Annotated in this window: 22 protein-coding genes and 1 riboswitch; of the genes, 10 read left to right on the top strand and 12 right to left on the bottom strand. The window is 73.1% G+C overall.

Annotation, left to right across the window (positions count from 1 at the left end):
* Positions 1-35: 35 nt before the first annotated feature.
* Positions 36-587, top strand: a complete 552-nt coding sequence (locus tag ACIOFR_RS23905; RefSeq protein ID WP_401000486.1) for an ATP-binding protein — start codon at positions 36-38, stop codon at positions 585-587.
* 310 nt (positions 588-897) lie between these two features.
* Here ACIOFR_RS23905 and ACIOFR_RS23900 read toward each other — a convergent pair whose 3' ends face one another.
* A complete protein-coding gene (locus tag ACIOFR_RS23900) occupies positions 898-1,143 on the bottom strand; it encodes a DUF397 domain-containing protein (protein ID WP_401000484.1) in 246 nt (81 codons plus the stop codon).
* Positions 1,144-1,561: 418 nt separating this feature from the next.
* On the opposite strand from ACIOFR_RS23900, the gene ACIOFR_RS23895 reads away from it, so the two are divergent.
* Entirely contained in the window at positions 1,562-2,440 is an 879-nt protein-coding gene (locus tag ACIOFR_RS23895; protein ID WP_401000482.1) for a sirohydrochlorin chelatase, read from the top strand.
* A gap of 146 nt (positions 2,441-2,586) precedes the next feature.
* Here the strand turns inward: ACIOFR_RS23895 and ACIOFR_RS23890 are convergent, their stop codons facing one another.
* Positions 2,587-4,767, bottom strand: coding sequence for a hypothetical protein (locus tag ACIOFR_RS23890; RefSeq protein ID WP_401000480.1), 2,181 nt, complete (start codon positions 4,765-4,767; stop codon positions 2,587-2,589).
* A 270-nt stretch (positions 4,768-5,037) separates the two neighbouring features.
* Positions 5,038-5,199: riboswitch (cyclic di-AMP (ydaO/yuaA leader) on the top strand.
* Positions 5,200-5,204: 5 nt separating this feature from the next.
* Between ACIOFR_RS23890 and ACIOFR_RS23885 the strand changes: the two genes are divergently transcribed.
* The gene (locus tag ACIOFR_RS23885) at positions 5,205-6,398 is read left to right on the top strand and encodes a transglycosylase family protein (protein ID WP_401000479.1); all 1,194 of its coding nucleotides are present in this window, start codon (positions 5,205-5,207) and stop codon (positions 6,396-6,398) included.
* A gap of 95 nt (positions 6,399-6,493) precedes the next feature.
* A complete protein-coding gene (locus ACIOFR_RS23880; RefSeq protein ID WP_401000477.1) occupies positions 6,494-6,694 on the top strand; it encodes a hypothetical protein in 201 nt (66 codons plus the stop codon).
* A 93-nt stretch (positions 6,695-6,787) separates the two neighbouring features.
* Here the strand turns inward: ACIOFR_RS23880 and ACIOFR_RS23875 are convergent, their stop codons facing one another.
* From ACIOFR_RS23875 to ACIOFR_RS23855, 5 genes are all read right to left on the bottom strand, one after another.
* Positions 6,788-7,813 (bottom strand): LacI family DNA-binding transcriptional regulator, encoded by a 1,026-nt coding sequence (locus ACIOFR_RS23875; protein WP_401000475.1) that lies wholly within the window; start codon positions 7,811-7,813, stop codon positions 6,788-6,790.
* 25 nt (positions 7,814-7,838) lie between these two features.
* Positions 7,839-9,542: a glycoside hydrolase family 13 protein gene (locus ACIOFR_RS23870; RefSeq protein WP_401000473.1), complete on the bottom strand. Its 1,704-nt coding sequence runs from the start codon at positions 9,540-9,542 to the stop codon at positions 7,839-7,841.
* Between the two features lie 101 nt (positions 9,543-9,643).
* Positions 9,644-10,540 carry a sugar ABC transporter permease gene (locus tag ACIOFR_RS23865; protein WP_401000529.1) on the bottom strand — a complete coding sequence of 299 codons (897 nt, stop codon included), beginning with the start codon at positions 10,538-10,540 and terminating at the stop codon, positions 9,644-9,646.
* Between the two features lie 50 nt (positions 10,541-10,590).
* Positions 10,591-11,592, bottom strand: coding sequence for a carbohydrate ABC transporter permease (locus tag ACIOFR_RS23860; protein ID WP_401000471.1), 1,002 nt, complete (start codon positions 11,590-11,592; stop codon positions 10,591-10,593).
* Positions 11,593-11,697: 105 nt separating this feature from the next.
* A complete protein-coding gene (locus ACIOFR_RS23855; RefSeq protein WP_401000469.1) occupies positions 11,698-12,978 on the bottom strand; it encodes an extracellular solute-binding protein in 1,281 nt (426 codons plus the stop codon).
* 403 nt (positions 12,979-13,381) lie between these two features.
* On the opposite strand from ACIOFR_RS23855, the gene ACIOFR_RS23850 reads away from it, so the two are divergent.
* Positions 13,382-14,575, top strand: coding sequence for a globin domain-containing protein (locus ACIOFR_RS23850; protein ID WP_401000467.1), 1,194 nt, complete (start codon positions 13,382-13,384; stop codon positions 14,573-14,575).
* 7 nt (positions 14,576-14,582) lie between these two features.
* On the opposite strand, the gene ACIOFR_RS23845 is transcribed toward ACIOFR_RS23850, so the two are convergent.
* The 3 genes from ACIOFR_RS23845 to ACIOFR_RS23835 form a co-directional block, all read right to left on the bottom strand.
* Entirely contained in the window at positions 14,583-15,227 is a 645-nt protein-coding gene (locus ACIOFR_RS23845; protein WP_401000465.1) for a helix-turn-helix transcriptional regulator, read from the bottom strand.
* A gap of 40 nt (positions 15,228-15,267) precedes the next feature.
* Positions 15,268-16,329, bottom strand: coding sequence for an aldose epimerase family protein (locus ACIOFR_RS23840; protein WP_401000463.1), 1,062 nt, complete (start codon positions 16,327-16,329; stop codon positions 15,268-15,270).
* 159 nt (positions 16,330-16,488) lie between these two features.
* On the bottom strand, positions 16,489-19,443 hold the full coding sequence (locus ACIOFR_RS23835) for an ATP-binding protein (protein ID WP_401000461.1): 2,955 nt from the start codon (positions 19,441-19,443) through the stop codon (positions 16,489-16,491).
* Between the two features lie 263 nt (positions 19,444-19,706).
* On the opposite strand from ACIOFR_RS23835, the gene ACIOFR_RS23830 reads away from it, so the two are divergent.
* The 3 genes from ACIOFR_RS23830 to ACIOFR_RS23820 all read left to right on the top strand — a co-directional run bounded on the left by ACIOFR_RS23830 (position 19,707) and on the right by ACIOFR_RS23820 (position 22,748).
* Positions 19,707-20,657 carry a hypothetical protein gene (locus ACIOFR_RS23830; protein WP_401000459.1) on the top strand — a complete coding sequence of 317 codons (951 nt, stop codon included), beginning with the start codon at positions 19,707-19,709 and terminating at the stop codon, positions 20,655-20,657.
* A 182-nt stretch (positions 20,658-20,839) separates the two neighbouring features.
* The gene (locus ACIOFR_RS23825) at positions 20,840-22,363 is read left to right on the top strand and encodes an aldehyde dehydrogenase family protein (protein ID WP_401000457.1); all 1,524 of its coding nucleotides are present in this window, start codon (positions 20,840-20,842) and stop codon (positions 22,361-22,363) included.
* 1 nt (position 22,364) lies between these two features.
* Positions 22,365-22,748 carry a DUF779 domain-containing protein gene (locus ACIOFR_RS23820; RefSeq protein WP_401000455.1) on the top strand — a complete coding sequence of 128 codons (384 nt, stop codon included), beginning with the start codon at positions 22,365-22,367 and terminating at the stop codon, positions 22,746-22,748.
* A 114-nt stretch (positions 22,749-22,862) separates the two neighbouring features.
* On the opposite strand, the gene ACIOFR_RS23815 is transcribed toward ACIOFR_RS23820, so the two are convergent.
* Positions 22,863-23,291, bottom strand: coding sequence for a DUF6325 family protein (locus ACIOFR_RS23815; protein ID WP_401000453.1), 429 nt, complete (start codon positions 23,289-23,291; stop codon positions 22,863-22,865).
* A gap of 194 nt (positions 23,292-23,485) precedes the next feature.
* Here ACIOFR_RS23815 and ACIOFR_RS23810 point away from each other — a divergent pair, with 194 nt between their 5' ends.
* Positions 23,486-23,809 (top strand): nuclear transport factor 2 family protein, encoded by a 324-nt coding sequence (locus ACIOFR_RS23810; RefSeq protein WP_401000451.1) that lies wholly within the window; start codon positions 23,486-23,488, stop codon positions 23,807-23,809.
* A 78-nt stretch (positions 23,810-23,887) separates the two neighbouring features.
* Positions 23,888-24,865 carry an acetylxylan esterase gene (locus ACIOFR_RS23805; RefSeq protein ID WP_401000449.1) on the top strand — a complete coding sequence of 326 codons (978 nt, stop codon included), beginning with the start codon at positions 23,888-23,890 and terminating at the stop codon, positions 24,863-24,865.
* Positions 24,866-24,918: 53 nt separating this feature from the next.
* On the opposite strand, the gene ACIOFR_RS23800 is transcribed toward ACIOFR_RS23805, so the two are convergent.
* The gene (locus tag ACIOFR_RS23800) at positions 24,919-26,136 is read right to left on the bottom strand and encodes a serine hydrolase domain-containing protein (protein WP_401000527.1); all 1,218 of its coding nucleotides are present in this window, start codon (positions 26,134-26,136) and stop codon (positions 24,919-24,921) included.
* Positions 26,137-26,224 lie beyond the last annotated feature (88 nt).

Genomic DNA, 26,224 nt, shown 5'->3' with positions numbered 1-26,224 from the left:
CAGCCGTGTCGGCCCCCTTATGGGAGGAGCTCTTCATGGGCACCGGAACGGCCTTGGCGACCGACCCCCACGTGGTCAGCTGTACCCTCGCTCCTCGCTTCGAAGCCGTGAGAACCGCGCGCGAGTTCGCGAGATCGACGCTGCAGGGGTGGGGCCTCGGTGAGCTCTTCGACGACGTCTCGCTGGTCGCCTCCGAGCTGGTGACCAACGCGCTCCGGCACGCCCTGGGCGCGGCCGAGCCGGCACGGCTGCCGATGCAGCCCGGGCCCCGGCAGGCCGCGGACGCCGCACTGCCGATCCGAATAAGCCTGGTGCACCGTGCTCCGCAGGTGGTCTGTGCGGTGAGCGACCCGAGCAGCACCGGGCCGGTGGCCCGGGAGGCGGACTTCGTCGCGGAGTCCGGCCGCGGGCTGCACCTGGTGGACTCGTTCAGCCGCTCGTGGGGCTGGCATCCGCTGGCCGGCGCGGGCAAGGTCGTCTGGGCCCTGTTCGAAGCCGCACCGTTCGAGCGGGCGCCGTTCGAGGCCGCGTCCTACGAGGCGACGTCCGGGAGCGCCGCCGCCGGGCGGCACCGCCGCTCCGCCTGACCCGCTCCCACCCGTCCCGGACCGCCGGTCCGTCCGGGACGTCCGGCCGGACCGCCGCCGTCGGGTCCTCCCGGTGGAAGAAACGGCGCGGCGCGGCGAAAGGCCGCACCAGGTCGCGGTCAAGGGCCGGTCAACCCGCGCGACCCCCCGTTCGAACCTCCGTGCGGCATCCCGTACGGCGTCCGGCTCGGCATCCCGTGCGGCACTCCGCACGGCCGCCGGAGAAACACCGAGGCCGCCGTGGCGCCCCGCCCACGACGGCCCAGCCCGCCCCTGCTCCTCGCGTTCCGCGCCCGGTCGCTCCGGGTTCTCAGTTCGCCCCCGCGGCGAGGTGGTCGAACTCGCCGTCCTTGACGCCGAGCAACAGCGCCGCGATTTCGGCCCGGGTGTAGACCAGGGCCGGCCCGTCCGGAAAGCGCGAGTTCCGCATCGCGACGTCTCCGCCGGGCAGCGCCGCGAACTCCACACAGTTCCCCTGGGAGTTACTGTGCCGACTCTTCTGCCAGACCACCCCGACGAGGTCCGCAGCAGCCATGCCGTTGAAAGCCTCACGCATTGAAATCTCCCCGATTGACCGGCGATCTCCTCACCTGACGTGATGATAGCCCGGCTGCACGTGCATCAGCACGGGATGGCGCCCGTGCCGATGCACGCCATTACCGAAGTCGTGAATCCCTCACACCGCATCAGTGGACCGCACATTCAAGGGCATAGTGGAACGAAACACAGAGTCCCGATGACCGTCCGTACACCGCGAAAAGCGGCGCGTCGATCTTCGAGGCGGGTCGGCTCCCTCACGGGCAGTCACCTCGGACCGCTGTGAGCCGCGTCACGGTGAATCCGTCGGAGCGTCACGAGCCCGGCACGGGAAGGCTGATGATTTGACCGAGAACATCCCTTTTGACCTGGGAGCTTTCACCCAGTCCTGGGATCCGACTGCAGCCAGGTCGGGCGAATGTCCTACGATCTCCGCCATGAGCACCGCAGCGATCCCGGGCGCGCCACTGCCCGTCCGTACGCCAGGCTCCCGTGCGCGGGGGCGCCACCGCCGTCCTGAGCGCCCCGAGGTCCCGGTCGGTTCGCCGGCCCTGGTGCTCGCGGTGCCCGCCGACGCCGGTCCGGAGTCCCGTCCCGTGGTGGACGAGCTGTTGTCGATCGTGCGCAGCGAGCAGCCCGGCATCGAGGCCGCAGCCGCCTACCTGGCGGTCGGCGAGAGCGCCCCGGAGGCCGTCACGGTCGCCGCCCTGCTGGCCGAGGCCACCAACGCCGGGTACCCGGCGCCGGTCGTCGTCCCGCTGCTGACCGGCCCGCACGGCCGGCTGGGCGAGCTGGCCGAGGTCGCCGCCGCCGCCGGCTCCCCCGTCACCGACGCGCTCGGCCCGCACCCGCTGCTGGCCGAGGCGGTGCACGTGCGCCTCTCCGAGGCCGGTCTGGCCCGTGCCGACCGCGCCCGGCTGTTCGCGATCACCACCGCCGCGGACGGCATCGTGCTGACCGTCGTCGGCGGCGAGGAGGCCGCCACGGCCGCCGGGATCACCGGTGTGCTGCTGGCCGCACGGCTGGCCGTGCCCGTGGTGGCCGCCGCGCTGGACGTCCCGGGTTCGGTGGTCGCGGCCGTCGAGCACCTGCGGGCCACCGGTTCGCAGCGTCCCGCCCTCGCGCCGCTGGTGATCGGCCCCGAGGCCGACCCGGAGCTGCTGGCCACGGCCGCCGAGGAGACCGGCTGCCCGAGCGCCGCGCCGCTGGGTGCGTACCCGACCGTCGGTCAGCTGATCGCCGGCATCTACATGGCGGAGCTGCCGCCCGCGCCGGCCCCCGTCGAGGAGCCGGTCGAGGACAAGCCGGCCGGCTGACCCGCCCGGGCCCGCAGACCCGAAGAGCCGGCCCCGGCCCCCCGTCGTCGGGGGGGCCGGGGCCGGCTCTTCCTGCGTGTGCGTGGCTCCGGCCTCCCGCGCGGGCCGCCCGGGCGGGCCCGGGGCTCGTCGGGTGAGCCCTCCGGTCAGGTCGGGAGGCGTGAGGTCTTCGCCGCCGTGTCGCTCAACCGCAGCGCCGGGGTGACCGGCTGGCGCGGGCCGTCCGGCACGCTGGCCGGGGCCACCGAGGCGTTCCACTCCGCGGGCGCGGCCTTGCCGCCCCCGGGCTTGCCCACCTCGACGGCCTGGCTCTCCCCCGCCTTGCGCAGCACGATCCGCTTGGGGGCCGGGGCCTCCGGGTCGAGCCAGACCTCGTTGCCGCTGAAGGAGCAGTCCAGCACCTGGATGTCGTCCGGCTCGCCGTCCGTGGTGGCCCGGAAGGCCACGCCGGCCTTCCGGTAGCCGGTCAGCCGGCAGCGGCTGACCGTCACCGGCTGCCCGGCCAGCTGGTGCTTGGCGGTGGAGACGGCGTAGTCGGACTGCCCGGCGGCGTCGATCAGCAGGCCGTCGAAGACGGTTCCCTTGTCGCGGCCGAGCGCGTGCACGGCGACCCCGCCGGCCGCGTTGCCGTACAGGACGCTCGCGGTGTAGTCGAAGTCGTTCAGGTAGGCGCCGTGCTCGATGCCCCAGCCGCCGTTGTGGTAGGCCACGAACTGGGTGACGGTGTGGTGGTGCTGGGCGTTGAGCCAGACGAAGATGCCGTTCTCCAGGTTGTTGTGGGCCAGGCACCGTTCGAAGGTCCACACCCCCTCGCTGGTCTCCGGCCACTCGTACCCCGAGGCGCCGGTGGCCCCCTGCACGCCGACGGCCACGCAGTCGGTGGCCCGGCTGCCGGTGCCCGCGCCGAGGCTGAAGCCGGTCAGCCGGTAGCCGCGAGGGTTGGGTTCGAAGACCGTCCGGGAGGCGACGCAGGACTCGTAGCCGATGTCGTCGGACGGCCCCTGCGGGGTCCGGGTGTCCTGCGGCCCGTCCCACCAGTAGGCGTCCTCCCAGGTGTTGTGGCTGATGCAGCTGCGGAAGGTGACGCCGTGGCTCATGTGCGGGACGAAGGCGTGGTTGCCGGCGTCCCGGACGACGACCCCCTCCACCACGGTGCCCCGGCTGGCGTCGGCGAGCATGTGGAAGTGCAGCCCGTACCGGCCCAGCACCGGCTCGGTGACGGCCTTTCCGTTCCACTTCTCCTTGCCCTCGGCCCGCGGGCCCAGCCAGCGCAGCGCAGCGTGCCGGACGTCGGCGCGGCGGGAGCCGGTGAGGTGGATGTGGGCCCGGCCCTGCTCGGTGCCCTCGACCCGGACGTTGCGGGTCAGGTTGAGCACCTCGGCGCCGACGGTGACGCCGCCGCCGACCGCGACCCGGGGGTGGGCGTACTTCAACGGGCCGTCAAGGACGACCGTGCTGCCGTTGACCTGACGGACCGTGCGCAGGTCGTACTGGTTGGTGAAGTCCTCGCCGTCGGGGGCGCCGGTCGGGGTGACGGCCAGTTCGTCGCCGGCCTTCCAGCCGGTCGGGGCGGCGGCGAGGGTGATGCTGGTGTCGCCCGCTCTGAGCGCTCCGGCGGCCCGCACCCAGGCCGTCCGGGCGGCGCCGTCCAGGCGCAGGTAGCCGGCGCCGGTGACCCACAGGCCGGTGTCGGAGTCGACGACGGTCATGCCGCCGCCCTTGAACCGGCGCTCGTCCACGGCGGGGAAACGCACCGTGTGCACGGCGGTGTCGGAGGGGGCGAGCACCAGGCTGCCGCGGACCTCGATGTTGCCGGCCGAGCCGAGCGTGAGGTCGGTGTCCTTGGCGAAGACCAGCGAGCCGGTCGGCTCGATCAGCAGGGAGCCCACCGTCGCGTCCGCGTCGAGCAGCACCTGGTCGGTGATCCGCACCGCGGACTTCGGACCGGGGACGGCGCCGCCCCAGCCGGCCGGGTCGGACCAGCGGCGGCCGCCATCGGTCACCGGCGGCGGCGGGGCGGGCGGCGCGGAGGTGGCACCGGACGTGGCGCCGGAGGTGGGCGTGGCGCTGTGCTGGTGGGGGCTCGGGGTCGCTCCGGCCTCCGTCCGGCCCGGGCGCGGGCGGCGGAAGCCGACCGGCGTCTGACGGACCAGCTCCTCGCCGGTGACGGCCGCGACGATTCCGACGGCCCCCCAGATCAGCAGCCTGCGCCGGGCGATACGCCCCTTATGGTCCGGTTCGGACCGATGTGACCTGGGCCGGGCCGGCCGGGGCTTCGCGTCGTCGGCGCCGTTCACGGGCTCCGGCGGTCTGTGCTCGAACTCCATGATCGCTCAGCCTCACCCAGGCCTCGATAACGACTCTGCCGACTGAAGCATAGGCAAGTCCCCATCCGCTAAAGGCTTTTGCGCGAAAGCGAGCGATAATGAACGGTCCGATCGAGGTTTATCGATCATGAAAAGGCGATGCGAACAGTGTGATGGCGGTCACACACATTTGCGGTTTCAACTTACGTCTGCCTAATGTCCTCCCACGTTCGTGGTCGCACGGACCCAGCCACCCGGGACGCCGAGTCCTGCCGCCGGGTGCGCTGGCACTGCACAGAAGCACCGCGGGCAGGAGCGGGGGAACCAGGTAGGTCGCCCGGGAACGGTACGTCGGTACCGGTCCGGGGCTTGGGGTGAAGCCGTGCTCAGCACGGCCGGGCAACTCCAGCCCGAATCCGACAGCTCACCTCGCAGGCGTGGGAGAGGAACGCATCTTCATGCTGCCCATCAGCGCCTCCAAGCGCGCCCGCCGCATCATCGCCACCACCGGTGTCGTCGGCATCGGCCTCACCATCCCGTGCCTGACCGCCGGGTCCGCCTCCGCCGCCTCGGTCGCCACCTGGGACAAGGTCGCCCAGTGCGAGTCCTCCGGCAACTGGAGCATCAACACCGGCAACGGCTTCTACGGCGGCCTCCAGTTCACCTCCAGCACCTGGGCCGCCTTCGGTGGCACCGCGTACGCCCCGCAGGCCAACCAGGCGACCAAGGACCAGCAGATCGCCGTCGCCGAGAAGGTGCTGGCCTCCCAGGGCCCCGGCGCGTGGCCGGTCTGCTCCGTCCAGGCCGGTCTGACCAAGGGCGGCGAGGCCCCGCAGATCAACACCGGCGCCGCGGCCACCACCACCCAGGCCGCCCCGAAGCCGGCCGCCGCCCCCAAGGCCGCCCAGCCCGCCGCCCCCGAGGCCGCCGCGCCGAAGGCCGCGACCACCGCGCCCGCCGGGAGCACCCACCAGTGGTCCGGCAAGAAGTGGGACGGCTCCCGGGAGCACGGCAGCCACGACTACACCGTGGTGGCCGGCGACTGGCTGTCCCACATCGCCGAGAAGAACCACGTCCAGGGCGGCTGGGAGAAGCTCTACGAGCTGAACAAGGCCACCCTGACGGCCGGTCCGCACGTCATCTACCCGGGTCAGCACCTCGACCTCGGTGACGGCACCCGAGCCGCCGCCCCGGCCGCCGCCGAGCAGCCGGCCGCCCCGGCCGCCCCGGCCGCCAAGGCCGCCCCGGCCGCGAGCACCGCCGCCAAGCCCGCCGCCGCCACCCAGGCGACCGGCTCCAAGGCCGCGGCGATCAACTTCGCGCTCTCCAAGGTCGGCCAGGCCTACGTCTACGGCGGCAGCAGCGACGGCGGCTGGGACTGCTCCGGCCTCACCCAGGCCGCCTACCGTCAGGCCGGCGTCTCGCTGCCCCGCGTCGCCGCGGACCAGGCGGACACCGCCACCCGCGTCTCGCTGGACAGCCTCCAGCCGGGCGACCTGCTGTTCTGGTCCAACAACGGCAGCAACTCGGGCGTCTACCACGTCGCGCTGTACGTCGGCAACGGCACCTACGTCGAGGCCGCCAACCCGAGCGCCGGCGTGCGCACCGAGACCATCGCCGACTGGGCCCCGGACTTCGCCGGCCGGATCTGACACCTGATCCGCGGCCCCGTCCCCCGGCGGGCCTGGCCCGACCCGGGGGACGGGGCCTATGCTGCGGCGAGCCCACCGATCCGGGAGAGCACGCCATGGCGAAGGTCACCATCACCCTCGACGCCGATCTGGCCATCGAGGTGATGCTGCAGTCCGGCACCAGGAATCCGCAGGACGCGGTCGAGTTGGTCGTTCGGGACTACCTCGACCGCACCCGGCGCACCGAGGCGCGGACCGGCGACGCGGCCGACGGGCAGCGACTGAACCAGCCACGGCCGGTCGTCGAGGAGGGCTGAGCTCCCTCCGCCCACGAGAACGTGCGCAACAGCCCCGGAGAGGGTCTCTCCGGGGCTGTTCGCACGCTCGGGCACCACGGGCCCCGGCCGGGCCTACCGGCCGTTGGACACCGCTCCGGTGGAGCCGCGCATGACCAGCTCGGGTTGGAACATGTACTCGGTGCGCTGGCCCAGGTTCCCGCCGACCTCCTCCAGCAGGGCGTCGACCGCGGCGGTGGCCATCGCCTCGACCGGCTGGCGGATGGTGGTCAGCGGCGGCTCGGTGAAGGCGATCAGCGGCGAGTCGTCGAAGCCGACCACCGAGACGTCGTGCGGCACCGACAGGCCGCGCCGGCGCACCGCCCGGATCGCCCCCAGGGCCATCATGTCGCTGCCGCAGACGATCGCGGTGCAGCCCTTGTCCAGCAGGGCGCCCGCTGCCGCGTCACCGCCCTCCACGCTGAACAGGGTGTGCTGGATCAGCTCCTGCGCCTGCTCGGCGGTGCGTCCCAGCAGCTCCTGGACGGCCGCGGTGAAGCCCTCGATCTTGCGCAGCACCGGGACGTAGCGGCGTGGGCCGATCGCCATCCCGATCCGCTCGTGCCCGAGCTCGACGAGGTGCTGGACGGCCATCCACATCGCGGTGCGGTCGTCCGGCGAGATGAACGGCGCGTCGATCTTCTCGCTGTAACCGTTGATCAGGACGTACGGGACCTGGCGGCCGGTCAGCCGGGCGTACCGGTCGTGGTCGGCGGCGGTGTCGGCGTGCAGGCCGGAGACGAAGACGATGCCCGCGACCCCCCGCTCGACCAGCATGTCGACCAGTTCGTCCTCGGTGGCGCCGCCCGGCGTCTGGGTGCAGAGCACCGGCGTGAAGCCGTGCCGGCTGAGGACCTGCTCGATCACCTGGGCGAGCGCGGGGAAGATCGGGTTGCTGAGCTCCGGGGTGATCAGTCCGATCAGACCGGCGCTGCGCTGGCGCAGACGGGTCGGCCGTTCGTAGCCGAGGACGTCGAGTGCGGCCAGCACCGTCTGCCGGGTGGTCGCCGAGACGCCCGCCTTGCCGTTGAGCACCCGGCTGACGGTCGCCTCGCTGACCCCCGCCTGTGCCGCAATGTCTGAGAGTCGCGCCGTAGTCACGATCCCAGAGCCTATTGCAACCACGTCAGACCGCCCACCAAATGGCACAGTCCGTCGGAAGGACGCCCTCGCCGTCCACCACCTCCACCTCCGCGGAGGCGAGCAGCAGCCGGCCGGGGGCGGGCATCCGGACCGGCTCGGCGGTGGTGTTGACGGTGCAGACGAAGGAGCCCTCGGCGCTGTCCCGGCGGAAGGCCAGCACGCCCTCGGGGGCCTCCAGCCAGCTGACCTCGGTGCCGGCGCCGAGCGCGGGGTGCTCCCGGCGGACGGCCAGCGCTGAGCGGTACAGCTCCAGGGTGGAGGTCGGGTCGCCGGTCTGGACCTCGACGCTCAGCTCGGCCCAGGAGGCCGGCTGCGGCAGCCAGCTCGGGCCGCCGGGGGTCGGGCCGAAGCCGTACGGCGCCTCGGTGCCGGACCACGGGATCGGGACGCGGCAGCCGTCGCGGAAGCCGTCCTGGCCGGCCTGCCGGAAGAAGGACGGGTCCTGGCGGACCTCGTCGGGCAGGTCGGTGACGTCCGGCAGACCGAGCTCCTCGCCCTGGTAGACGTAGGCCGACCCGGGCAGCGCGAGCATCAGCAGGGTGGCGGCGCGGGCGCGGCGCAGGCCGAGCGCGCGGTCGCCGGCGGTGCGGATCTGGGTGCCGCCGGGCGGGTTGGCGAAGCGGGTGGCGTGCCGGGTGACATCGTGGTTGGAGAGCACCCAGGTGGCGGGGGCGTCGACCGGGCGCATCGCGTCCAGCGAGACGTCGACCACCTCGCGCAGCGCGGCGGCGTCCCAGTGGGTGCCCAGGTACTGGAAGTTGAACGCCTGGTGCAGCTCGTCCGGGCGGACGTAGTTGGCGGTGCGCTGGACGGTCGGGGTCCACGCCTCGGCGACGCCGATCCGCTGGCCGGGGTACTCGTCGAGGATCTTGCGCCAGCTGCGGTAGATCTCGTGGACTCCGTCCTGGTCGAAGAACGGCATCACGTCGTTGCCGAGCAGCTTGAGCTGGTCGTGCGAGCCGAGGTCGGGCAGGCCGGGGGCCTTGACCATGCCGTGCGCGACGTCGATCCGGAAGCCGTCCACGCCCATGTCCAGCCAGAACCGCAGGATCGAGCGGAACTCGTCGGCGACCGCCGGGCTGTCCCAGTTGAAGTCGGGCTGCTCGGGCGCGAAGAGGTGCAGGTACCAGTCGCCGGGGGTGCCGTCCGGGTCGACGGTGCGGGTCCAGGCCGGGCCGCCGAAGATCGACTCCCAGTCGTTGGGCGGCAGTTCGCCCTCGGCGCCCTTGCCCGGGCGGAAGTGGTAGCGCTCGCGCAGCGGGGAGGAGGGGCCCTCGCGCAGCGCGCGCTGGAACCACTCGTGCTGGTCGGAGGAGTGGTTGGGGACCAGGTCGACGATGATCCGCAGGCCCAGCAGGTGGGCGTCGCGGATCAGGCCGTCGGCGTCCAGCAGGGTGCCGAACATCGGGTCCACCGCACGGTAGTCGGCGACGTCGTAGCCGGCGTCGGCCTGCGGCGAGGCGTAGAACGGGGACAGCCAGACGGCGTCCACGCCGAGGTCCCGCAGGTAGGGCAGGCGGCTGCGGATGCCCGGCAGGTCTCCCATGCCGTCGCCGTTGCCGTCCGCGAAGCTGCGCGGGTACACCTGGTAGATGACCGCGTCCCGCCACCAGCCTCTGGAGGCACCGGCGTTCGCAGCGATCGGAGCGGCGGCGGGCCGGGAGGTGTCGGCCAGGTTCTGGGTCATGGACTGTCATCCCTCACAGGACGTAGGTAGCGTCCCGGCCGTCCGTGCGGGCGGCCGGTGCGCGGCAGCAGGCGTGGGGTGGTGCGCGTGCCCGACGGTGGTCAGGACTTGGCGGCACCGGCGGTGAGGCCGGTGACCAGGTGGCGCTGGACGAGGTAGAAGACCAGGGCCGCGGGCAGGGCGATCAGCACGGCGGCGGCGGCCATCAGGTTCCACTGGTGGTCGTGCTCGCTGACGAAGGTCTGCAGACCGACGGCGAGGGTGTACTTGCCGGAGCTGAGCAGGAACGTCGAGGCGAAGGCGACCTCGGCCCAGGCGGTGAGGAAGGAGTAGAAGGCCGCGACCGCGAGCCCCGGGCGGGCCAGCGGCATGATCAGCCGCCAGAAGGTGCCGAACGGCGAGAGCCCGTCGACCCGGCCCGCCTCGTCGACCTCCACCGGGATGGTGTCGAAGTACCCCTTCAGCAGCCAGGCGCAGTACGGCACGGTGGTGCCCGAGTAGACCAGGATCAGACCGAGGTAGCTGTCCAGCAGCTGGAGGCTGGACAGGATCGTGTACATCGGGACGATCAGCACCGCGATCGGGAACATCTGGGTCAGCAGCAGGGTCCACATCAGCTGGCGGTGGCCCGGGAAGCGCATCCGGGAGACCGCGTAGCCGGTGCTCGCCGCGACCAGGACGCCGACCACGGTGGTGCCGCCGGCCACGACGACCGAGTTGCCGAACCAGCTGAAGAAGTCGGTGTCGCCGAGCACCTTGGAGTAGTTCGCCAGACTGGCCCGGCCGAAGATGTCGCCGGGGTGCAGGTAGTCCATCTCGCCGGGACCGAGCGAGACGAACGCGATGTAGACCACCGGGAAGAGCGCGATCAGGCTGGCCAGGACGAGTCCGGCGTGCAGCAGCGCGGTGCCCAGCGGGCCGCGCTCGCCGCGCGGGCGGACCCGGACCGGGCGGGCGGCGGGGGCCGCGGCGGTGGGGCGTTCGGTGGTGACGGTCATCGGGGTACCTGCCTCGTGGTGGTCGCCGGCCTGCGGTGCGGTAGCGGTCGTCATCCGTTCGCCTGCTCGGTGCGGGCCAGCCAGCGGCGGTAGAAGCTGGTGAAGACGATCAGGATGGACAGCAGCAGGACGCCGTAGGTGGCGGACTGCGCGTAGTCGCGCGGCATCTGGCCGAAGCCCAGGCGGTAGGCCCAGGTGACCAGGATCTGGGCGTCCGGGGCGCCGGCGCCGAACAGCAGGAAGATGACCGCGAACTGGTTGAAGGTCCAGATCACGCCGAGCAGGACGACGGTGCTGCTGACGTTGCGCAGGCCCGGCAGGGTCACGTACCGGAACTGCTGCCAGGCGGAGGCGCCGTCCATCTCGGCGGCCTCGTAGAGCTCGCCGGGGATCGACTGCAGTCCGCCGAGCAGCGAGATCATCATGAACGGCACGCCGACCCAGGTGTTGACGATGATCGCGGCGGCCTTCTGGGCCAGCGGCTCGGAGAGCCAGGCGGGCTCCGGCAGGCCGAGGGTGCCGAGGATGCCGTTGATGGCACCGCCGTCGGCGAGCATCAGGCGCCAGGAGAAGACGGTGACGAAGGTCGGGACGGCCCAGGGCAGGATGAGCAGCATCCGGTAGAGGCCGCGGCCGCGCAGCTTCTGGTTGAGCAGCAGGGCGAGGCCGAGACCGATCGAGTAGTGCAGGCAGACGCAGATGGCCGTCCAGGCGACGGTCCACACGAAGTGCGACCAGAACCGATCGTAGGACCCCGGGCCCCACAGCACGTCGGCGTAGTTGTCGAGGCCGACGAAGGTGAAGCTGTCCGGGATGTGGTTGACGCCGATCTGGCGGCCCACGTTCAGGCTGTTGGCGTCGGTCAGCGTGTAGTAGAGGCCCTGCACCAGCGGGTAGCCCACCAGGACGCCGAGCACGATCACGACCGGCGCGATCATCGCGTACGCGTACCAGTACTTGCTGTACGAGATCCTGAGGCGCTGCACGATACCGGGGCGCGGCTCGCGCTCTCGGCTGGCCTGGCCGGTAGCGCCCTGCACGGCGACTGCCATTGTTGACACCTTTTCGGGAGGTCCGCCGCCTCGCTGCGGCGACTGCTGCTGTTCGTGCGGGAGGCCGCCCGGTCTGCGGTGTCGCAGGCCGGGCGGCCGGGGGGACTACTTGGTGAAGTCCGGCAGGAGCTTCGCGTAGTCGACGACGGTGGCGTCCAGGCCGGCCTTGGTGTCCGACTGGCCCTGGACGATCTTGCCGAGGTTGGTGCCGACCGGGCCGAACAGCGAGCTGTACTCGGGCAGCTCGGGGCGCGGCTGGGCGGAGCTGAGGATCGCCTGGAACCCGGCGATGCCCGCGTTGGCCTTGACCTCGGCGGTGTACGCGTCGGCGCGGGTCGGCAGGGTGGAGTTCTTCAGCGCGAGGAAGGTCTGGCTCTCGGCGGAGGTCAGGAAGCCCGCGAGCTTCTCGGCCGCGGCCTTGTGCGCGGCGTCGGAGCCGGCGTAGACCGAGACGTTGTGGCCGCCGGTGGGGGCGCCGGCCTTGCCGGTGGAGCCGGCCGGGACCGGGGCGACGCCGAGGTTGGCCTTGTCGGCGAAGGCGGAGCCCTTGTAGACGTTGGTGATCTCCCAGGGACCCTGGATGACCATCGCGACCTTGCCGCTGTTGAAGGCGTCCATCATGTGGGCGTACGAGTCGGTGGTGACGTCCGCCTTGACGGTGCCGGGCGCGGTGAACAGCGACTTGTACGTCTCGATCGCCTTGACGGCCTCGGGCGAGTTGACGGTGATCTTCTTGCTCTTGGCGTCCACCATGTCGGTGCCCTCGCCGAACAGGAACGGCATGGCGTAGTAGCCGTCGCCGGCCCGCATGAAGAAGCCGTCGACGCCGGCCTTGTCCTTGAGCAGCGCGGCGTCGGCCTTCAGCTCGTCCCAGGTGGCGGGGGCCTTGGTGATGCCGGCCTTCTCGAACAGCGCCTTGTTGTAGAGCAGGCCGAGGGTGTCGGTGACCAGCGGGGCGCCGTAGGTCTTGCCGGAGAACTTGGCCTGCTGGATCAGGCTGGGCTGGAAGGCGGCGGCGTCGGCCAGCGCGGGGGTGCCGTCCAGCGGCTCCAGGAAGCCGGCCTTGGCGAACGCGGGGGTCCAGCCGACCTCGGCGCGGAAGGCGTCCGGTGCGCCCTTGGCGCCCATTGCGGTCTGGAGCTTGTTCTGGGCCTGGTCGAACGGGACGTTCTCGAAGTTGACCTTGATGTTCGGGTTGGCCGCCTCGAACTTCTTGACCAGCTCCTGGTAGTTCGGAGCCTCGTTGGTGGCGTTGGAGGTGTCCCAGTAGGTGATGGTGACCGGTCCGGAGGACTTGCCGTCCGCACTGGTGCCGCTGCTGCCACAGGCTGCAAGCGTTACCGCAAGGGCCGCAACGAGAGCGGAGGCCGCGATGCCACGCCGCATGAGAACTCCTAAGAGGTGGGGGTGCCCGAGAGGGAGGAGGACCGCGCATAATGGCTGTCCCAGCCGACTGCGCCGTTGCGGCCGTCGGGCTTGGGCAGGAACGTAACAGCGATGCAATCGCGTCGGAAACCCCTTGCAGCAAGTTTCTGCAAGATCTGGGGATCGTTACAGCCGCGTGTCCTCCGCGTTGCCGCAAGGTAGCCACCTTCAGGCCACTTTCGCCCCTTTCGGCCAGCCCTCGACGTGCCCCGACCACCCCACGGGCCTTGCGGGCCTTGCACGTCCTTGCGGCAAGGCCCTGCACGGGCGACCCCTCGCCGATTTAAAAGGATAAAGGTCCTCTATATTGAGAGAGCGGCAACCGCCGCAGGACCGCCCCGCCCCGCCATGCCCTGGAGGACCCGTGCTCTCCCCCGAGTCGACCGCGACCGTCCGCGCCACGCTCCCCGCCGTCGGAGCCGCGATCGGAGAGATCACCAAGCTCTTCTACGCCCGGATGTTCGCCGACCACCCCGCGCTGGAGCGCGACCTGTTCAACCGCGGCAACCAGGCCGGCGGCGCCCAGCAGCAGGCCCTGGCCGGCGCGATCGCCGGGTACGCCACGCTGCTGGTCCAGCAGCCGCAGGAGGGCGCCGCCGGCCCGCTGCTGGCCCGGATCGCCCACAAGCACGCCTCGCTCGGCATCACCCGCGAGCAGTACGGGATCGTCCACACCTACCTGTTCGCCGCGATCGTCGAGGTGCTCGGCGAGGCCGTGACGCCCGAGGTCGCCGCCGCCTGGGACGAGGTCTACTGGCTGATGGCCGGCGAGCTGATCGCCCTGGAGGCCCGCCTCTACCGCGAGGCCGGCGTCGAGGAGGGACAGGTCTGGCAGGAGATGGCCGTGCTGTCCCGCCGCGAGGAGTCCCGCGACGCGGTCTCCTTCACGCTCCGCCCCGCCGACGGCTCGGCCGCACCCGCCTTCCGCCCCGGCCAGTACGTCAGCGTGGCCGTCCACCTCCCGGACGGCGCCCGGCAGATACGCCAGTACAGCCTGTCCGCCGCCGACCCGGAGCAGTGGCGGATCACCGTCAAGCGGGTGCGCGGGGCGGGCGTCCCGGACGGCGAGGTCTCCCGCCACCTGCACGAGCACCTGGCAGCCGGCGACCGCCTCACCGTCTCCCGCCCGTTCGGCGACCTCACCCTGGAGGAGGGCGAGGGCCCGCTGCTGCTCGCCTCCGCGGGCATCGGCTGCACGCCGATCACCGGCATGCTCGACCACCTCGCCCGGACCGGCTCCACCCGCCGGGTGGTCGCCGTGCACGCCGACCGCTCCCCCGCCGACCACGCCCACGCCGACCAGCTCGCGGAGCTGGTCGGCGCCCTCCCCGAGGGCGAGCTGCACCGCTGGTACGAGCAGCCGGCCGGGACCGCCGGCGCCCGGACCGGCCTGGCCGACCTCACCCTGGTCGAGCTGCCGGCGGGCCTCACCGCGTACCTCTGCGGGCCGCTGCCGTTCATGCGCTCCGCCCGCACCGAGCTGCTGCGGCGCGGCGTGCCGGCCGCCTCGATCCGCTACGAGGTGTTCGGGCCCGACCTGTGGCTGGCCTCGGTCTGAGCGGAGCTCAGTCCTGGGGCATGACCAGCGAGACCGTGCAGACCCGCGGCCCGGCGAACGGGTGCAGGCGGAGCGCGCCGGGCACCCCGGCCCGCTCCGCCAGCGCGTCCAGCAGCCCCTGGTGGACGCCGCAGACCACCTCCGGGTGACGCTCGGCGTTGCGCAGGAACGGGCAGCCGTGCAGCGCCACCTCGGTGCCGCCGGCCCGCAGCTCCGGCTGGAAGCCCCAGCGCTCCGCCTCCGCCATCACCCGGGCCACCAGGGGCACCTCGTCCTGCGGCCGGGCCGCCGCACCCCAGGCCCGGCCCGCCCGCTCGGCCCGCTCGGACCTGGCCCCGGGGTCGGTGCCGTAGCCCAGGGCGAGCACCTCGACCAGCTCCTGGTAGGCGGCCAACTGCTCCCGGGCCGGCACCGCGGTGTACAGCAGCCGGGGCCTGCCCCGGCCGGCCGCGCTCTCGTCCCGGTGCACCCGGACCAGTCCGGCCTCCACCAGGGCGGTCAGGTGGTGGCGCACGGTGGTGACGTGCTGGCCCGTCAACGCGGTGAGGCTCCGGCTGTCCAGCGGCTCGGCCGCCTCGGTCAGCGCCGCCAGCAGCACCCGCCGCGCGGGGGCCGCGAGCGCTCTGTGCACACCGGGGTCGGAACTCTCCACCCGGCCAATATACGGCGCCGCCCCGGTCCGGCCCGGCGGCTCAGGCGGTGCCCGGACGCAGCACGGTGGTGGAGCGGAACTCCTCGCCGGGGCGCAGGACGGTGGACGGGTACGAGGCCTGGTGCGGGGAGTCCGGGTGGTGCTGGGTCTCCAGGGCGATGCCCGCGTAGCGGTGGTACGGGACACCGGCGGCGCCGCTGACCGTGCCGTCGAAGTGGTTGGCGGTGTAGACCTGGATGCCGGGCTCGGTGGTGAGCACCTCCAGCGTCCGGCCGCTGCCGGGGTCCTCCAGCAGGGCGGCGCGGACCGGGGTGCCGTCGGCGGGACGGTCCCGCAGCACCCAGTTGTGGTCGTAGCCGCGCGGGCCGCGCAGCTGCGGGTGGTCGTCGTCGATCCCCTTGCCGACCGGGCGTGCGGTGGTGAAGTCGAACGGGGTGCCGGCCACCGGCTCGTACGGGCCGAACGGGATCTGCCGGTCGTCGACCGGGGTGTAGTGGTCGGCGTCCAGGGTCAGCAGGTGGCCGAGGACGTCGCCGCTGCCCTCGCCGGCCAGGTTGAAATAGGCGTGGTTGGTCAGGTTGACCACGGTGGGGCGGGTGGTGACCGCGTGGTACGCGATGGTCAGGCCGTCGGCGGTGAGGGTGTAGGAGACGGTGACGTCCAGGCTGCCCGGGAAGCCCTGGTCACCGCCGGGGCTGTGCAGGTGCAGCCGCACGCCGTCGGGGATCCGCTCGGCCTCCCACATCCGGTTGGCGAAGCCGTCCGGGCCGCCGTGCAGGGTGACGCCACCCCCGGTCGGCAGCAGCGGGTGGTCGACGCCGTCGAGGGTGACCCGGCTGCCGGCGATCCGGTTGGCGTACCGGCCGACGGTGGCGCCGAAGTGCCGCGCCGGGCCGAGGAGGGCGTCCAACTCGTCGGTGCTGAGCAGGAGTTGGGCGGGCGTGCCGGAGCGGTCGGGGGCGCTGAGGGTGTGCAGGGTGGCACCGAGGTTGAGCACGCTGGCCCGCACCGGGCCACAGCTCAGGGTCCAGCGTTCGATGGCCGCCCCGGCCCCGCTGGGTTCGAAGGGCTCGCGTCGTACCTCGGTGGCCTGCGCCGACATGGCCTGCTCCTCACCGGTCACCGGGGCCGGGCGGCCGCGGCGACCACGCCTTGTTCCTGCCCGCAGCCTAGGGCTTTTCCGACAATTCCCGTCGGATCAGCGCGCGAGGAGAACCACTCGCCCCGGGGCGGTCATGGCGGGACCGCCCCGGTCACGGGCTCAGTCGTCCTCGTCGGGCTCCCGGTCGGGCAGGCCGAGGGCGGCGGCCAGACCGTCGGGCCCGGCCCCGGCCTTGCGGTGGACGGCGGCCAGGCGGCGGTGCACCAGGCTGAGTTGGATGTTCAGCTGCTCGGCGATGCGCTGCGGCGGCACGCCCTGGACGGCGAGCTGGGCGACGTCCCACTCGGGCTGGCTGAGCGCGTCCTTGCTGAGGGTGCGCAGCCGGTTGGGCCGCAGGCCGGAGACGGCGAGCTCGGTGCGGGCCTTGGCGACCAGTCCGTCCGCGCCGCAGTGCTGGGCGAGCTCCATGCCCTGGTAGAGGTACTCGCCGGCGGCGGTCAGCCGGCCGACCCGGCGCAGGGCCGCACCGAGGTCGACCAGGGCGTGCGCGTGCTCGTATCCGGCCGGGGACTGGCCGAGCTGCGCGACGGCCTCCTCCAGCAGTTCGACCGAGCGCCGACCCTCGGTGATCATCGCGTTGAGCCGCAGGGCGCTGCCGATCGCCGAGGCGGAGCCGAAGTTCCGGGCCCGGTCGACCGCGGTCTCGGCGTGCTTGCGGGCCGTGTCGGGGTCGGTCGGCGCGAGCGCCACGGCGAGGTGGCCGGCCCACGGCGCCCAGACCGTGTTGTGCCAGCCGCGCTCGTCCAGCTTGGCGCCGACCTCGGTGAACGCCTCGACGGCGCCCGCCAGGTCGCCGCGGGCGAGCAGCAGCTTGCCGTACAGGGTGGGCGCGTCGGGCAGCACCATGGCGGTGGGGTGGTACGGCGGCCGGAAGTCGTAGCGCTGGGCGAGCTCCCAGGCCTCGGCGGTGCGGCCGCGGGCGAGCAGGGTGTCGGCGAGGACGCCGACGATGTCCCACTGCAGCGGCAGGCCGGGGGCGATCCGCTCGGAGATCTTCAGGCCGCGGCGCAGGAAGTCCTCCGCCTCCGGCAGGAAGCCGCGGCGGAACCTGACCAGGCCCATCAGGAAGTAGGCGAAGCCGCGGTGTGCGCCGCTCCACCCGGCGATCTCGAACTCCAGGACGGCGTCGGAGAAGAGCTTCTCGGCGCGGGCGAGCTCGTCGGTGTAGGTCAGGGTGAGGCCGACCAGGGCGGGGAGTTCGAAGCCCCAGGTGGTGTTGGTCCAGCCGAGTTCGGCCGGCAGGCGGCCGTTGTCGAGGGCCTCGTCGGCGAGGGCGACGGCCTCCGCTGCGGGCTTGCCGCGCAGCGTGAGGTCCCAGGCCCGCATGGCGAGGACGGCCCGCTCGGCGGCGGTGTCGCGCTCGCCGAGGGTCAGCGAGAGCTCCTCGAGCCGGTGGGAGCGGTCCGGACCGTCCTCCTCGTCGCGCTGGAACGCGGCCCACATGAAGTGGGCGGCCTGGAGCCGGAGCCGGCCGGGCCCGGGCGGGGTGCGCAGGGCCTCGTCGTGGCAGACCTGGGCGGCGCGGACCAGTTCGCCGGAGTGCGCCAGCACCTCGGAGAGCCGGAAGGTGGCGTCGACGCGCAGCTCGGGGCTCAGGCCGTCCTCCACCTCCAGGGCGAGTTCCAGTTGGTTGACGGTGGAGGCCGGGTCGGTGAGCAGCGCGGAGCAGCCGAGCTCGTAGATGACCTCGGCCCGGTCGGCCTCGTCCGGCGGCTCGCCGAGGGCCCGTTCCAGGCAGCGCTGGGCGGCTTCGGGGGCGCCGATGGCGAGGTGTTCGGCGGCGGCCTTGCGCAGCTTTCGGACGATCGCGTAGTCGCCCTCGGGGATGGTCTCCAGCAGGTGCCGGGAGGCGGCGAGCAGGGTGCCGCCGGAGTTCTCGATGGCGGCCGCGGCGATGCCGTGCATGGCGGTCTTGGTGCCCGGCGGCATGGTCAGGTAGATGGCCGTGCCGATCAGCGGGTGGACGAACTCCAGCCGTCCGTTGGGGCTGCTGGTGAGCACCCGGTGCTTGCGCAGCCGGCGCAGCGACTCGTCGGCCTGGTCCGGTCCCTGGGCGGAGATGGTGGCGGCCAGTTGCTGCTTGATGTCGGTGCCGAGCAGGGCGGCGGCCCAGGCGAACCGCAGGGTGTTCGGGCCGAGTTTCTCCAGCCAGTACTGGAGGGTCTGCCCGCGGGCCGCGGCGGCCAGGTCGCGCAGCCGCGGGGCGTTCTCCTCGATCGGGTCGAGCCCCTGGTCACGGACCTCGCGGAGCAGGATGTGGATGTCGTACGGGGTGCCCGCGGTGATCGCCCAGACCTGGCGGGAGAAGGCGTCGTCGGCGTCGTCGCCGAACATGGCACGCACCAGGTGCGTGACCGAGGCGGGGTTGAGCGGGTTGAGCTCGTGTCGACGGGCGGCGATGCCCTCGATCTGCTGGACCAGGCCGCGGGCCTCTTCCTCGAACTCCTCGCGGTAGCCGAGGACCAGCAGGACGGGAAGCTCCCGGGAGCGGACGGCGAAGGAGGCGAGCCAGGTGAGCGACTCCAGGTCGGCCCAGTGCAGGTCGTCGATGACCATGACCAGCGGTGCCCGGCGCGGGGCGAGCTGGGTGAGGACGAAGTCCAGGCCGTCCCGGACGCCCTGCGGGTCGAGCGGCTCCAGCTCACCGGAGGGCGGGAAGAGGCCGATCGCGGGGCCGACGATGCCGTACCAGTTGCCGAACACCTCACGGCTCTCGGCCTCGGTGAGCCCGCCGAGCACCGGCAGCAGCAACTGGCGCAGCACCCGGAAGGGTTCGTTGCGCTGGCGCTCGCCGCCGCGGGCGAACAGGACGGTGCAGCCGGGCTGGAGCTTGGCCAGTCGGCGGACCTGGTGCAGCACCGAGGTCTTGCCCATGCCGGCCGGGCCGGAGTACAGCAGCAGTTCGCCGATCTCGGTGCCGCCGTTGGCGAAGGCCCGGCAGAGCCGGGCGACCGCCTGCTCGGCGGTCTGGAGCTCGGACTCGCGCTCGTGGAGTGCTTCCTCGGCCCCGGGGCCGTGGTCCTGGTCCCCCTGCGCGTGCTGATCTCCGGCCACCGTTGCGCCCTCCGCCTCACCGATCCGTGGTTCCGTTTCGACATTAGCGCTGCGCGCGCCCCTATGGGCGGCGTTCGCGCAGGCCGGAGGCCACGGACAGGGTTGAGACCGGGTGTCAGGGGCAAATGCCCTGGTACCTCTGACATCTGATGATGTGATCAGATAATCTTCGGCCCGCACCGCCGGAGATGATCTCAGCGTTTGCGGGCCCCCCGAGGCCGCGCAGCCCGTCAGCACAGACCTTCAGCAGCGCCGGGAGAACGATGTCCGACTGCACCTCACTAGAGCTTCCCTTCCCCCACAGGCGGAGCCCCCACCAGGCCAGGGCGGCAGCCCACCACCGGCTCTGGCTGGAGCGCCACAGCCGGCTCGCGGCCTGCACCGGTGAGCTGACCTACGAGCACTGGGACGTGGCCGAGCTCGCCTCGATCTGCTACCCCGAATGCGGGGCCGAGGAACTCGGCCTGGCCGCCGACCTGCTCGGTTTCTACTTCCTCTTCGACGACCAGTTCGACACCGAACTCGGCCAGCACCCCTCCGAGGTGGCGAGGATCTGCGACCGGCTCACCTCCGTCCTGCACGGCGCCCAGCCCGCCGCCGGATCCCCCGCCGAGCTGGCGTTCGCCGACATCTGGAGACGCAGCCGGCAGGCGATGCCTGCCCGCTGGCTGGCCCGTGCCTCCTACAACTGGGAGTGGTACTTCGCCAGCCACCCGGCCGAGTCGGCCGGTCGCACGTTCGCCGAACTCCCTGACCGCGAGGGCTACATGGTCCTCCGTCGGGGGACGGCCGCGATGGAGACCCTGTTCGACATGATCGAGCGGCTCGGCCGGTTCGAGATCCCGCCGACCGTGTTCCACCACCCGGTCCTCCGCCAGCTCCGCCAACTGGCCGCCGACATACCCTCGTTCAGCAACGACGTCCGCTCCTACCCGCTGGAGGCGCCCCGCGGGGACGTCTACAACCTGGTGCTGATCGTCCAGCAGGAGCGCAGCTGCTCCGCCGAGGAGGCCTGCGCCGTGGTCCTCGGGGAGGCCCAGCTGATGGTCGACCGGTTCGCCGAGCTCCGCCAGCAACTTCCGACCGCCTACCACCAGTTGGAGCTCGACCACGAGCAGCGCGGGGCCGCCCAGCGGTACGCCGACGGGCTGGCGGCCTGGCTGGCCGGCTACCTGCGCTGGGAGGGACACACCGGGCGCTACCGGGTCTCGTAACCGGTCCCGCACGCACCGTAGCGACGCCGTGCGCCGGGCGGTTAGGGTGCGGACCGGAGGGGCCAGGCCCCTCCGGCTCACCTTCCCAGCACCCACCGCCCGGGCCGGCACGCGCGGCCCGGCGCGCCGCCGACCCCGGGTCCGCCCGGGGCGGCGGCGCCTGCCGTTGCGAGGAGAACGCCATGACGGTCTACCAGCCCCCCGGACAGCCCGGCGCCGTGGTCGAGTTCCGCGGCCGGTACGAACACTGGATCGACGGCGAGTGGCGGGCCCCGGCCCGCGGCCAGTACTTCGAGAACCCCACCCCGGTGACCGGGCAGGTCTTCTGCGAGGTGGCCCGCGGCACCGCCGAGGACGTCGAGGCCGCCCTGGACGCCGCCCACGCGGCCGCCCCCGGCTGGGGCCGCACCTCCCCGGCCGAGCGCGCCGCGGTCCTGCTCCGGCTCGCCGACCGGATGGAGGAGAACCTGGAGGCCCTGGCCGTCGCCGAGAGCTGGGACAACGGCAAGCCGGTCCGCGAGACGCTGGCGGCGGACCTGCCGCTGGCCGTGGACCACCTACGCTACTTCGCGGGCGCGCTGCGCGCCCAGGAGGGCTCGCTGTCCCAGCTCGACGAGGACACCGTCGCCTACCACTTCCACGAGCCGCTGGGCGTGGTCGGCCAGATCATCCCCTGGAACTTCCCGATCCTGATGGCCGTCTGGAAGCTCGCCCCGGCCCTCGCGGCCGGCAACACGGTGGTCCTCAAGCCCGCCGAGCAGACCCCCGCCTCGATCATGCTGCTGATGGAGCTGACCGCCGACCTGCTGCCGCCGGGCGTGGTCAACGTGGTCAACGGCTTCGGGGTGGAGGCCGGCAAGCCGCTCGCCTCCAGCCCCCGGATCCGCAAGATCGCCTTCACCGGCGAGACCACCACCGGCCGGCTGATCATGCAGTACGCCAGCGCCAACCTGATCCCGGTCTCGCTGGAGCTCGGCGGCAAGAGCCCCAACCTGTTCTTCGCCGACGTCGCGGCGCAGCGGGACGCCTTCTACGACAAGGCTCTGGAGGGCTTCGCGATGTTCGCCCTGAACCAGGGCGAGGTGTGCACCTGTCCGAGCCGGGCGCTGATCGAGTCGTCCATCTACGACGGCTTCCTCGGCGACGGTCTGGAGCGGGTCCGGGCGATGCGGCAGGGCAACCCGCTGGACACCGACACGATGGTCGGTGCGCAGGCGAGCAACGACCAGCTGGAGAAGATCCTCTCCTACATCGAGATCGGCCAGGCGGAGGGCGCCAAGGTCCTGATCGGCGGCGAACGGGTCGAGCTCCCGGGGGAGTTGGCCGGCGGCTACTACGTGGCCCCGACGGTCTTCGAGGGCCACAACCGGATGCGGATCTTCCAGGAGGAGATCTTCGGCCCGGTGGTCGCGGTGGCCCGCTTCGACGGCTTCGAGGACGGCATCGAGACGGCCAACGACACCCTGTACGGACTCGGCGCGGGCGTGTGGTCGCGGGACGGCTCCACCGCCTACCGGGCCGGGCGCGCGATCCAGGCCGGCCGGGTGTGGACCAACAGCTACCACCTGTACCCGGCCCATGCGGCGTTCGGCGGCTACAAGAACTCGGGCATCGGACGGGAGACCCACAAGATGCTGCTGGAGCACTACCAGCAGACCAAGAACCTGCTGGTCAGCTACTCGCCGCAGGCGATGGGCTTCTTCTAGGATGCCGGCCGCCGACCGCTCCCAGGTGGCCGTGACCGCGGCCGCGGCCGACCTGCTGCGTGAACTCGCCGCCGAGCACGGCCCGTTGATGTTCCACCAGTCGGGCGGCTGCTGCGACGGATCGGCCCCGATGTGCTACCCGGCCGGCGAGTTCCTCACCTCCGCCGCCGACCACCTGGTCGGCGCGCTCGCGGTGGACGGCCTCGCCCCGGTCGAGGTCTGGATGGCCCGTGACCAGTACGCGTACTGGTCGCACACCCACCTGACCATCGACGTGGTGCCCGGCCGCGGCAGCGGTTTCTCCCTGGAGGCGCCGACCGGGCGGCGCTTCCTGGTCCGCTCGCGGCTGCTGACGGACGAGGAGGCACGGGCCCTCGGGCGGTGACCCGGCCGGGGGCGGGCGGCTCGCCCCGCGAGGAGGCGCGCCCGCGCGGCGCCGTCCTCCTCCGGGGTGGGCGGCCCGCCCCCGGTCTCCGCGGGGCCGGACCGCGCCCGTTGTTCACCTCTGCGCCGCGACCCGCGCCGCCGCGGCCCGGACGGCCTCCTCGATGGTCTCCGGCGGGATGCGCACGCCCGAGGCGATCCGCCCGCCCACCGCGCGCAGCGCCTCGGCGGCGGCGTGCGCCCAGACGTGCTCGATCAGCACCAGCAGGGCGACCGAGCCCGGCTCCAGCAGTTCGGCGGCCTGCTGGGCGTCCTCCGGGCCGATCAGCGGCAGCTCGCCGCCGGCGTTCGCGGCCACCGCCCGCAGGTGTTCGAAGTCGGCGAGCTCGCCGTAGCTGGCGGCACCGTCGGCGTGCCGGGTGACGACCAGCGAGTCGATCACCCTGATGTCCCCGGCGATGCGCAGGGCCGCGAGCGCCGCGGCGGTCTCGGCCGTGATGGTCGCCTGCGGGAACGTCAGGACGAGCAGTTCGGCCGGCCCCATCCGGTCCTCCCTTCCTCGGGCTGATCCCCCTCAGCGGATCCAAGCACACGGCCCGCCCGGTCGACCCGGGCGACCCGCCGGGGCCGGAGCAGGCCGGGCGACCGCGAACGGCCCAGGCGGCGCGCGGCCGCGGCCCGGCCGTGATCTCTGGAGAGCAGCGGCCGAGTGCGCCGCGGAACAGGAGCCGCAGACCCATGACCATCCCCGTCGACAAGCTGTCCCAGCCCGCCGTCCGCAGCCTGGTCGCCGCGATCAACGCGGGCGACCGGGACGCCTTCATCGCCGCCCTCACCCCGGCCGCCACCATGTCGGACGACGGCTCGGACCGTGACCTCGCCGACTGGATCGACCGGGAGGTGTTCTCCTCCCGGGGCCACATGGACGTCCAGACCGAGAAGGACGGCGGGCTGGCGCTGGTGGCGAACTTCCGCAACGACGCCTGGGGCGAGATGCGCACCGCCTGGCGCTTCACCGTCGACGGCGGGAAGGTCAGCCGCTTCGAGACCGGTCAGGCCTGAGCCCACGGCGCCACCCGGAACCATCGCCCGGGCCCGGCGGTTCCCCTCGGGACGCATGATCGAATCGGAGGAGACCCCGTGCCGCTCACCGACCTGCCGTACGAGGACCTGCTGGAGTACCGGCCGGCCGTCACCGAGCCCGCCGACCTGGACGCCTTCTGGGCCGGCACGCTCGCCGAGGCCCGTGCCCACGACGGCGGGGCCCGGGTCAGCCGGGTGGAGGACTCGCTGCTGACCGGGGTGGAGGTGTTCGACGTCCGCTTCCCCGGCTGGCGCGGCGAGCCGGTGGCGGGCTGGCTGCTGCTGCCGCGCGGCGCCGCGGGGCCGCTGCCGGCCGTGGTCGAGTTCCTCGGCTACAGCCAGGGCCGGGGCCTGCCGCTGGAGCGGCTGCTCTACCCCACGGCCGGCTACGCCTACTTCGTGATGGACACCCGCGGCCAGGGCCACGACACCCCGGACCGGCACGAGGGCGACGCCCCGCAGTGGTACGGCGGGTTCATGACCCGGGGCATCGACGCGCCCGAGCACTACTACTACCGCCGGCTGTACAGCGACGCCGTCCGGGCCGTGGACTTCGTCCGCGGCCTGGACGCGGTGGACGCCGGGCGGGTGGTGGTCGCCGGGGACAGCCAGGGCGGCGGCCTCGCGATCGCCGCCGCCGCGCTGGCGGGCGACCTGGTCGCCGGCGCGATGGCCAACGTGCCGTTCCTGCAGCACTTCCGCCGGGCGGTGGAGATCACCGCGCTCGGCCCGTACCCGGAGATCGCCGACTACCTGCGCCGACACAGTCGCGAGCAGGTCGACCGGACCTTCCGCACCCTGGCGTACTTCGACGGGGCCAACCTCGCCTCCCGGGCCACCGCACCGGCGCTGTTCAGCGTCGGGCTGATGGACCCGGTCTGCCCGCCGTCCACGGTGTTCGCCACGTACCACCGCTACGGCGGCGAGCGCGAGATCGAGACCTGGCGGTTCGCCGACCACGCGGGCGGGATGGCCTCCCAGGCCCGCCGTCAGCTGCGCTGGCTGCACGCACGCGGGCTCGGCCCGACCGGCTGACCGACCAGCCACCCCGTCGGCTGACCCGTCGCCACCCGGCCGTCAACCGGCCGTCAGCCGGTCAGGCAGGAGCGGACCGCGGCGATCAGCGTCCGGGACCGGATGTCCCCGGTCACCCCGGGCTGCATGCCGTTGGTGACGTAGCCGAAACCGATGCCGAGCTCGGGGTCGGCGAAGCCGAGCGAGCCGCCCCGGCCCGGGTGCCCGAAGGCGGCCGGCGAGGACATCGGCGACGTCCCGCCGTGCCGGAAGAAGCCCTGCCCGAACGCGGTGTTGATGATCAGCACCCGGTCCGGCCCGTCCACCGCCGGGCCCGCCGCCTCGGCCAGCACCTGCGGGGTGAACAGCGCGGGCAGCCGCTCCCCGGGCCGCCCGCCGTGCCGGTCCGCGGCGCCGATCAGCGCGGCGTAGAACCGGGCCAGCGAGCGGGCCGTCCCGATGCCGCCCGCCCCGGGCACCTCGGCTGCCTGCACCGCCGGGTCGTTGAGGTCCACGGACGGCCGGACGGCGGCGAAGGCCCGCGCGGTCAGCGAGGTCGGGTCGCGGTAGGCGTCCCGGACGGTCTGCTTGGGCCGCACCCGCAGGCCGTTCGGCCCGACCCGGGCCTGCTCGGGCGCGGGCAGGTCGACCAGCCGCCCCACCCGGGGCGCCGCCCCGGCGGGCAGCCCGATCCACAGGTCCAGGCCGAACGGGCGGGCGATCTCCTCCGCGAAGTAGTGGCCGACGCTGCGCCCGTCCGCCCGCCGGACCAGCTCGCCGACCAGCCAACCGAAGGTGTACGGGTGGTAGCCGTGCGCGGTGCCGGGCGCCCAGGCCGGTGCCTGGGCGGCGACGGCCGCCACCGCGGGCTCCCAGGCGATCAGGTCCTCGACCCGCAGCGGGGTGTCCAGCACGGGCAGCCCGGCCTGGTGCGACAGCAGCCAGCGGACCGGGATCCGGTCCTTGCCGGCCGCCTTGAACTCGGGCCAGTACGAGGCGGCCGGCGCGTCCAGGTCGAGCAGGCCGCGCTGGACCAGCAGCATCGCCGCGGCGGCCGTCAGCCCCTTGGTCACCGAGCGCAGCACCTGCGCGGTGTCGGCCGTCCAGGGCACGGCGGGCGCCGGGCGGGCGCCGACCTCGGGCCGGGCGTCGCCGCCCCACAGGTCGACCACCTTGCGGCCGTCCGCGTACAGCGCGAAGGCCGCGCCCAGCTCGCCGTGGTCCCGGAAGTTGCGGGCGAAGGCCTCCCGGACGGGTTCGAAACCGTCGGCCGTCTCGCCCCAGATCTCCACCGTGCTCACCGCTCGCCGCCCTCGTTCTCGCCGCCGCCCCCTGTTCGACCATAGTCGGATGATCCACCTGACGCCGAGTCGGTACCGT

Source organism: Kitasatospora sp. NPDC088346 (assembly GCF_044740765.1).
Lineage (GTDB): Bacteria > Actinomycetota > Actinomycetes > Streptomycetales > Streptomycetaceae > Kitasatospora.
Note: the sequence above shows the minus strand (reverse complement) of the source record. Positions and strands in the feature narration are given on the sequence as shown.

What these genes read in the sequence shown, in the direction of transcription:
- ACIOFR_RS23905 (WP_401000486.1), top strand. Translation starts at nt 36, where the DNA reads ATGGGCACCGGAACGGCCTTGGCGACCGACCCCCACGTGGTCAGCTGT.
- ACIOFR_RS23900 (WP_401000484.1), bottom strand. Translation starts at nt 1,143, where the DNA reads ATGCGTGAGGCTTTCAACGGCATGGCTGCTGCGGACCTCGTCGGGGTG.
- ACIOFR_RS23895 (WP_401000482.1), top strand. Translation starts at nt 1,562, where the DNA reads ATGAGCACCGCAGCGATCCCGGGCGCGCCACTGCCCGTCCGTACGCCA.
- ACIOFR_RS23890 (WP_401000480.1), bottom strand. Translation starts at nt 4,767, where the DNA reads ATGGAGTTCGAGCACAGACCGCCGGAGCCCGTGAACGGCGCCGACGAC.
- ACIOFR_RS23885 (WP_401000479.1), top strand. Translation starts at nt 5,205, where the DNA reads ATGCTGCCCATCAGCGCCTCCAAGCGCGCCCGCCGCATCATCGCCACC.
- ACIOFR_RS23880 (WP_401000477.1), top strand. Translation starts at nt 6,494, where the DNA reads ATGGCGAAGGTCACCATCACCCTCGACGCCGATCTGGCCATCGAGGTG.
- ACIOFR_RS23870 (WP_401000473.1), bottom strand. Translation starts at nt 9,542, where the DNA reads ATGACCCAGAACCTGGCCGACACCTCCCGGCCCGCCGCCGCTCCGATC.
- ACIOFR_RS23865 (WP_401000529.1), bottom strand. Translation starts at nt 10,540, where the DNA reads ATGACCGTCACCACCGAACGCCCCACCGCCGCGGCCCCCGCCGCCCGC.
- ACIOFR_RS23860 (WP_401000471.1), bottom strand. Translation starts at nt 11,592, where the DNA reads ATGGCAGTCGCCGTGCAGGGCGCTACCGGCCAGGCCAGCCGAGAGCGC.
- ACIOFR_RS23855 (WP_401000469.1), bottom strand. Translation starts at nt 12,978, where the DNA reads ATGCGGCGTGGCATCGCGGCCTCCGCTCTCGTTGCGGCCCTTGCGGTA.
- ACIOFR_RS23840 (WP_401000463.1), bottom strand. Translation starts at nt 16,329, where the DNA reads ATGTCGGCGCAGGCCACCGAGGTACGACGCGAGCCCTTCGAACCCAGC.
- ACIOFR_RS23830 (WP_401000459.1), top strand. Translation starts at nt 19,707, where the DNA reads ATGTCCGACTGCACCTCACTAGAGCTTCCCTTCCCCCACAGGCGGAGC.
- ACIOFR_RS23825 (WP_401000457.1), top strand. Translation starts at nt 20,840, where the DNA reads ATGACGGTCTACCAGCCCCCCGGACAGCCCGGCGCCGTGGTCGAGTTC.
- ACIOFR_RS23820 (WP_401000455.1), top strand. Translation starts at nt 22,365, where the DNA reads ATGCCGGCCGCCGACCGCTCCCAGGTGGCCGTGACCGCGGCCGCGGCC.
- ACIOFR_RS23815 (WP_401000453.1), bottom strand. Translation starts at nt 23,291, where the DNA reads ATGGGGCCGGCCGAACTGCTCGTCCTGACGTTCCCGCAGGCGACCATC.
- ACIOFR_RS23810 (WP_401000451.1), top strand. Translation starts at nt 23,486, where the DNA reads ATGACCATCCCCGTCGACAAGCTGTCCCAGCCCGCCGTCCGCAGCCTG.